A 6,735-nucleotide genomic window follows, 5' to 3' on the forward strand; every position below is an offset into this window, starting at 1 on the left:
CCTCTTGGCCTCGGACACTTCCATGCCGCCATACTTCGAACGCCATTTGCAGAAGGTTCCATCGCTGATGCCGTGCTTGCGGCACAGTTCCCTCGCCCCCATTCCGGCTTGGTGCTCCTTCAGGATGCCAATGATCTGCTCTTCGCTGAAACGGCTTTTCCGCATCGTCTGTCTCCTAGCTTGGAGAACAGGCTAACCTCAAATCGCGGACTTTTCAGGGGAGCACGTCAGATCGCCCGAGGCCTCGCCGGTCAGCCCTACACCAAGACGCCTGCCTTCGCGGTAAACTGCGCCAGCGAGTGCTCCACCGGCGAAAGCCGGAGCTTCGTTGACGTCGTTGACTGTCACCGAGATTGACTGCCTGCCGGTCTGGACGCTGCTGGCGTCGTCGGCCGGAACAATCACTTTGCAGAAATTGTCGAGATCGGTATCACCTGGGTCTTCGAAGTCGGCAGCGCCGAGGAATGGCAACTCGCCCGATAGGTGGTTCATTCCGAACAGCGCCGCGTCCGCGCCTTCGGTAATGGAGCAGAACACGGGATTTGGCTGCGGATCAGAGGCTTGCACCGTTGTCACCAGCGTGGTGTGTTCAACAATATCGATCGCGGCCGATTCAGTACCAACATTCAGGGCTATTGCTTGCCACAAACCTTCGCCTTAGGGATATTCGGTCAACGCATCCACAGGCTCCCGAGCTCCGGGGTCAAGGCGCTCGAGCGAATTGATTGGGTTGATGGCGTCTTCATCCGGGAGGTGACCTCCCTTGGTGATTGGAAATTCGAGAGCCTTGTAATCCAGCTGTGGATGCAAGCTGGCGTCTTCGTTTTTCTGCACCAAAGACTCATGGCAGACAATTCCGCCTTTACCCATGGCGCCCCCCTTAAAAAGCGGTGGAGATCAGTTCATGCATGATCAGCTTATTATTGCGATGAATTTACTACAGAAGGTGGCAAACTCCAAGGTTCCGCGCATGCTCGCGGAACCGTGTCAGGTCATCGAAGGGTTATCGGTGTGCCGCTATGGCGGCACCGGGCTGTGTGCCCCGCAACTAACTGAAGTCAGCCGTCGGGAAATTCGGCGCAGTTAAGTCTGCCGCTCCCAGTTGCTTTCGATGTGTGTGTGTGCAGGCGGAAGTCCTGAAACCGTCTGATCAGCATGCGAACTCGTCGCGGCTCTGCGGGAGGCCATTGGAACACTGCGGTTTGCCAGCGGCCACCGGCTACATCGCCGACAACGGTCTAGGCTGGTAATCAGAATGCTGCGGTGCCACGAGTCTGCTTGGAGCCGGTTGCCCTCATCTAGATTAGGCATGCCTGTTGCGAGCGAATTCAGCTGGTGTCAGCTCAAAGCAGTCGTAGTCGGGGACGATGCGAAGCCCGTACCGCCTTTATCAGTAGGGCGGGAAGCGGTCGCTCGCTGTCGGGGCAATGCTTCGATTGCCTTCACCCGAATCCGGACATTGGCTGCGGCGGCGCAGGATATGTTAATTTAACGCTTGCGCATGCCAAAAAGCTTTTCCTTGAGACGCAGTCGCGATGAGGTACCATGACGAGTGCACGAACCGGACTGCTTCAACCAAAAGGTGGAGCATCCGCGAAAGTGCTCTCAGGGAGGAGACCAAATGAAATCAGAGAATCTCGACCGCCGTTCGTTTCTGAGGAAGAGCGCACTGGCAGGAACGGCCGCGACCGGTGCCATGCTGGCCGCGCCGGCCGTGAATGCGCAGTCGCCCATCGTCGTAAAAATGCAGACCTCTTGGCCCGCATCCGACATCTGGGACGAATTCGCCAAGGACTACGCCACCCGCGTTGACGAGATGTCGGGCGGGCGGCTCAAGGTCGATGTTTTGCCCGCCGGGGCGGTCGTCGCCGCGTTCCAAGTGCTCGACGCAGTCAATGACGGACTGCTCGACGCCGCGCATTCGGTGCCGGTCTACTGGTATGGCAAGAACAAGGCCGCCTCGCTGTTTGGCACCGGTCCGGTGTTCGGCGGTTCGGCGACGACCATGCTGAGCTGGTTCTACGAGGGCGGCGGCGCCGAGCTCTACCGCGAGCTGACCCAGGACATCATGGGCCTCGACATCGTGGGGTACATGGGTTTCCCGATGTTCGCCCAGCCGTTCGGGTGGTTCAAGGGCGAGGTCAGCACGGTGGCCGATCTTCAAGGCTTCAAGTATCGCACCGTCGGCCTTGCCGCGGACCTGATGCAGAAGCTCGGCATGTCGGTGGCGCAGCTTCCCGGCGGCGAGATCGTCCCGGCGATGGAGCGCGGTGTGATCGACGCCTTTGAGTTCAACAACCCGACCTCCGACCGCCGCTTCGGCGCGCAGGACGTGGCACAGAACTACTACCTGTCGTCCTATCACCAAGCCTCCGAGAGCTTCGAGTTCCTGTTCTCCAAGACCTTCCTCGAAGACCTCGACCCCGACCTCCAGGCGATCATGAAATATGCCGTCGAAGCGGCCTCCACGGCGAACACAGCCAAGGCCATGCGGCAGTATTCGACCGACCTCGCCGAGTTGCAGGAAGCGGGCGTGAACGTGCGCCGGACCTCGAAGGAAATCCTCGATGCCCAGCTGAAGGCCTGGGACGAGCTGATCACGGAGCTGGAGCAGGACGAGTTCATGAAGCGCTGCCTCGACAGCCAGCGCGAGTGGGTCGAGAAGGTGGCCTACTACGAGCTGATGAACGCGCCTGACTACGCCCTCGCATTCGAGCACTACTTCCCGGGCAAACTGGCGCTCTGAGACATCAGGCCTGACGAAACTCCCCGGCGCGGCTTCGCGCCGGGGAAATTGACCTTGGGGAGGGATAGACTTGATCGGGTTCATTCGGTTTGCCGACAACCTGTCGGCCTGGTTCGGCAAGGCCTTCGCCTGGCTCATCATCCTGATGGCCGTGGGCACCGGCTACGAAGTTTTCGTCCGTTACGTTTTGAATTCGCCGACCGCCTGGGCGCTCGACGTGTCGTTCATCATGTATGGCACCATGTTCATGATGGCCGGGGCTTACACCCTGTCGCGCGGCGGGCATGTGCGGGGCGATTTCCTCTACCGGCTCTGGCAGCCCAGGACCCAGGCCAAGATCGACCTGGTGCTGTATTTCCTCTTCTTCTTCCCCGGAGTCCTCGCCCTGATCTTCTCTGGCTGGAAATACGCCGCCCGGTCCTGGCAATACGGAGAGGTCAGCATCAACAGTCCCGCCGGGGTGCCGATCTACCAGTTCAAGACCGTGATCGTCGCCGCCGGTATCCTGCTCTTCATCCAGGGCATCGCGCAGGTCTGCCGCTGCATCCTCGCGATCCGGACGAATGATTGGCTTCCGCCCGAGGAGGACGTGCTCGAGACCGAAGACATCCTTATGAAAAAGGCCAACGAGGCCGAGGAGGACGCACATCCATGACGGACCCGCAGATTGCCCTGATGATGCTGGGGCTGTTCATCGTCTTCGTCTTCCTGGGGTTTCCCATCGCCTTCACCCTGATGGCCATGGGCATCGGCTTTGGCTACTACGCCTATTTCGACGCCCGCCGGATGTGGCGCAGTTTCGACCGGCTGGACGAGACCGCGACCACATGGGACAACTGGTCGACCTGGCTGGAAGGCTTCGCGAACAACCGAATATTCGACCTCTTCGTGAACCAGACCTACACGGTCATGTCGAACGAGGTGCTCACCGCGGTGCCGCTCTTTCTGTTCATGGGCTACATCGTCGAACGGGCCAACATCGTCGACCGGCTGTTCTCGACTCTCAACATCGCCTCCAAGGATCTGCCCGGCTCGATGGGCGTGGCGGCGCTCCTCACCTGCGCGCTCTTCGCCACCGCCACCGGCATCGTCGGCGCCGTGGTGACCCTCATGGGACTGCTGGCGCTGCCGCAAATGCTGAAGGCGCGCTATAACGCGTCGTTCGCCAGCGGCATCATCTGCGCCGGCGGCACGCTGGGTATCCTGATCCCGCCGTCGATCATGCTGATCGTCTATGCGGCGGCCTCGGGCGTCTCCATCGTGCGGCTCTATGCGGCGGCGCTGCTGCCGGGGCTGGTGCTGGTGGGGCTCTACCTCACCTACGTCATCGGCCGTTCCATCCTTCAACCCTCGGTCGCCCCGCGCCCCAGCGACGAAGAAGTGCCCGACATGCCGCTGGGCAAGTTGTGGTTTATGATCCTCACGTCGTTCCTGCCGCTGGCCTTCCTGATCCTCGCGGTGCTGGGCTCGATCCTCTTCGGCCTCGCCACGCCGACCGAGGCCGCCTCGATCGGGGCGCTGGGCGGCATCTTCCTGGCCTTCGTGTACCGGGCGATGACTTGGCAGCGGCTGCGCGAAAGCGTCTATCTGACGGTGCGCACCACGGCGATGGTCTGCTGGCTCTTCGTCGGCTCCTACGTGTTCTCGGCGGTGTTCTCCTACCTCGGCGGCGAACACGTGATCTCGGAGTTCGTGCAGACGCTCAACCTCTCGCCGCTTATGTTCCTGATCCTCGCGCAGCTCATCATCTTCCTTCTGGGCTGGCCGCTGGAATGGTCGGAGATCATCATCATCTTCGTGCCGATCTTCCTGCCGCTGCTGGCGATCTTCGAGGTCGACCCGCTGTTCTTCGGCATCCTCGTGGCGCTGAACCTGCAAACCAGCTTCCTGACACCACCGATGGCGATGTCGGCCTACTACCTCAAGGGCATCGCTCCGCCGGAGGTGCGGCTGACGCAGATCTTCTCGGGCGTCATGCCGTTCCTGTTCTGCGTCATCGTGGCGATGATCCTGATGTATGTCTTCCCGCAGGTCGTCTTCTATCTGCCGGAGTTGTTCTATGGCCGCTGACGGGCGAAAGGCGGCCAGCCTGATGGCCCTCGGCGCGGTCGCGCTGAGGGACCGTCTGGCCTCGGGCGCGCTCGATGCGGTGACGCTTGTCGAGGCCTGCATCGCGCGGATCGAGGCCCGCGAGGCGGAGGTCGGGGCCTGGGCCTTCTTCGATCCTGGTTTCGCCCGAGACCAAGCCAAGGCAAGGGACGAGATGCGCCGCTCGGGCCGCCCGATCGGGCCCCTGCACGGGCTTCCGGTCGGCCTGAAGGATGTGATCGACACCGCGGGCATGCCGACCGAAAACGGCTGCATCCTGGATTCGGGGCGCGTCCCTCACAGGGATGCCGCCATCGTCGAACGGCTCAAGTCGGCAGGGGCGATCATCATGGGCAAGACGGTTTCGACCGAACTGGCCTTCATGCATCCCGGCCGCACCCGCAACCCGCACAACCTCGCCCACACGCCGGGCGGGTCCTCCTCCGGATCAGCGGCTGCAGTGGCCGACGGCATGGTGCCCCTGGCCGTGGGCACGCAGACCGGCGGCTCGGTGATCCGCCCGGCCTCCTTCTGCGGGGTCACCGGGTTCAAACCCACCTTCGGCGCGATCTCGCGGCGCGGCGTGCTGAAGCAGTCGCAATCGCTCGATACCCTCGGCGTCTTCGCGGCGGACCCCGGGGGCGCGGCGATGCTGGCGGATGTGCTCTTCGGCTACGACCCGGCCGACAGCGCCACCCGGCCCGCCGCCTTCCCCGCGCTGGAGCTCACCGCCAGCGCCGAGCCGCCGCTGCCGCCGGTTTTCGCCGTGGTGCGCCCGCCCGGCTGGGACGACCTCGCCCACCCGGACCTGAAGGAAGCCTTTCTCGCGCTTGAGGAGGAGCTGGGCGATCAGGCCTTCGCTGTCAGTCTGCCCGCGCTGTTCGGCGAGGCCGCCGCGCAGCGCCAGCGGATCAACTACGCGGAGATGTCGCGCAACTACTACTGCTACCACCGCGACGGAGCCGGCAAGCTGGGGAAGGCGACCCGCGAGGCGATCAGCGAGGGCGCGGTGATCCCGGCGCGCGACTACCTCGCCGCGCTCGACTGGCCCGATGTCCTCTACGCCGCGCTGGAGGAAATCCTCTCGCGCTGCGATGCGATCCTCTGCCCCGCGGCACCCGGTCCGGCGCCGGAAGGCCTTGAGAGCACCGGCGATTCCATCTTCAACGGCCTCTGGACCCTCTGTGGCACCCCTGCGGTGACCGTCCCGGTCCTGACCGCCGCCAACGGCCTGCCGATGGGCGTGCAATTGGTGGGACGCCGCGGAGAAGACGGACGCCTTCTGCGCTCGGCGCGCGGGCTCTTTAAACGATTGGGTGAGTGAAAGGATCAACGAAAAATGAACGCAATTCTCGCCTTGCTCGCCTTCGCGGTCTTCGCCGCGTTTGCCGCCATTCTGGCCCTCGAAGTCCCGAGCCCGGATCTGGTCGTGGTCATCCTGCTGACATTGGCGCTGGTCGCCTATGACTTCATCACCACGATATTCGGTTCACGCGATTAGACTTGCCGTTCATCCCAAGGGCCCGGCGGTCACCTTGGCATGGCGCTCAAGCGAATGTCCGCTTTGGCGGGCCGCCACGCAGCGTCACACAGGTTTGGTGAACGGCAGGTTTCGGGCCGACAGCGTCGCCCAGGCGGAGGGGGGGTGAGCTGCCGTTCGAACATATGCGCACGAACGGCAGCCTCAGTTTCAGCTCGCGTCTTTGAACTCCGCGTATTCGCCGCGGACCTGGACTGTGACTGTAACGTCCGAACTGTCGCGGTTGCGCCAGAACCAGCCGTGCTCGCCGCTGAATTCGGCGACGATCTCGCCCTCTGCGCCGGTCGAGCCACGGCCCTTCTCATAGGTGACCGAGTTGCCGCCGCCATGGCCGTGCAAGTCGAAGTTGACCCGGCCGCCC

General features: G+C 63.0%; 9 protein-coding genes and 1 pseudogene. 6 read left to right on the forward strand and 4 right to left on the reverse strand.

The window, feature by feature from the left end; all coding sequences use genetic code 11:
• The 3 genes from ACOHWE_RS19900 to ACOHWE_RS19910 all read right to left on the reverse strand — a co-directional run.
• Positions 1-165 (reverse strand): transposase (locus ACOHWE_RS19900; RefSeq protein WP_420668494.1); only part of this gene is annotated, 165 nt, incomplete at its 3' end.
• A gap of 33 nt (positions 166-198) precedes the next feature.
• Positions 199-648, reverse strand: a complete 450-nt coding sequence (locus ACOHWE_RS19905) for a cadherin repeat domain-containing protein (protein ID WP_420668486.1) — start codon at positions 646-648, stop codon at positions 199-201.
• 9 nt (positions 649-657) lie between these two features.
• Positions 658-870 carry a hypothetical protein gene (locus ACOHWE_RS19910; RefSeq protein ID WP_420668487.1) on the reverse strand — a complete coding sequence of 71 codons (213 nt, stop codon included), beginning with the start codon at positions 868-870 and terminating at the stop codon, positions 658-660.
• Between the two features lie 34 nt (positions 871-904).
• Between ACOHWE_RS19910 and ACOHWE_RS19915 the strand changes: the two genes are divergently transcribed.
• The 6 genes from ACOHWE_RS19915 (at position 905) to ACOHWE_RS19940 (ending at position 6,335) form a co-directional block, all read left to right on the forward strand.
• Positions 905-1,087, forward strand: a complete 183-nt coding sequence (locus tag ACOHWE_RS19915) for a hypothetical protein (RefSeq protein ID WP_420668488.1) — start codon at positions 905-907, stop codon at positions 1,085-1,087.
• A gap of 534 nt (positions 1,088-1,621) precedes the next feature.
• Positions 1,622-2,746, forward strand: a complete 1,125-nt coding sequence (locus ACOHWE_RS19920; RefSeq protein WP_420668489.1) for a TRAP transporter substrate-binding protein — start codon at positions 1,622-1,624, stop codon at positions 2,744-2,746.
• 70 nt (positions 2,747-2,816) lie between these two features.
• Entirely contained in the window at positions 2,817-3,401 is a 585-nt protein-coding gene (locus tag ACOHWE_RS19925) for a TRAP transporter small permease subunit (protein ID WP_420668490.1), read from the forward strand.
• Positions 3,398-4,816, forward strand: coding sequence for a TRAP transporter large permease (locus tag ACOHWE_RS19930; protein WP_420668491.1), 1,419 nt, complete (start codon positions 3,398-3,400; stop codon positions 4,814-4,816). The genes ACOHWE_RS19925 and ACOHWE_RS19930 overlap by 4 nt, the downstream gene beginning before the upstream one ends.
• Positions 4,806-6,158 (forward strand): amidase, encoded by a 1,353-nt coding sequence (locus ACOHWE_RS19935; RefSeq protein ID WP_420668492.1) that lies wholly within the window; start codon positions 4,806-4,808, stop codon positions 6,156-6,158. The genes ACOHWE_RS19930 and ACOHWE_RS19935 overlap by 11 nt, the downstream gene beginning before the upstream one ends.
• A 15-nt stretch (positions 6,159-6,173) precedes the next feature.
• Positions 6,174-6,335 (forward strand): hypothetical protein, encoded by a 162-nt coding sequence (locus ACOHWE_RS19940; protein ID WP_420668493.1) that lies wholly within the window; start codon positions 6,174-6,176, stop codon positions 6,333-6,335.
• Positions 6,336-6,524: 189 nt separating this feature from the next.
• Here ACOHWE_RS19940 and ACOHWE_RS19945 read toward each other — a convergent pair.
• A pseudogene (locus tag ACOHWE_RS19945) lies at positions 6,525-6,735 on the reverse strand (transmembrane anchor protein); the annotation flags it as partial.

This window comes from Cribrihabitans neustonicus, from assembly GCF_048820895.1.
Classification (GTDB): Bacteria; Pseudomonadota; Alphaproteobacteria; order Rhodobacterales; family Rhodobacteraceae; genus Cribrihabitans_A; species Cribrihabitans_A neustonicus.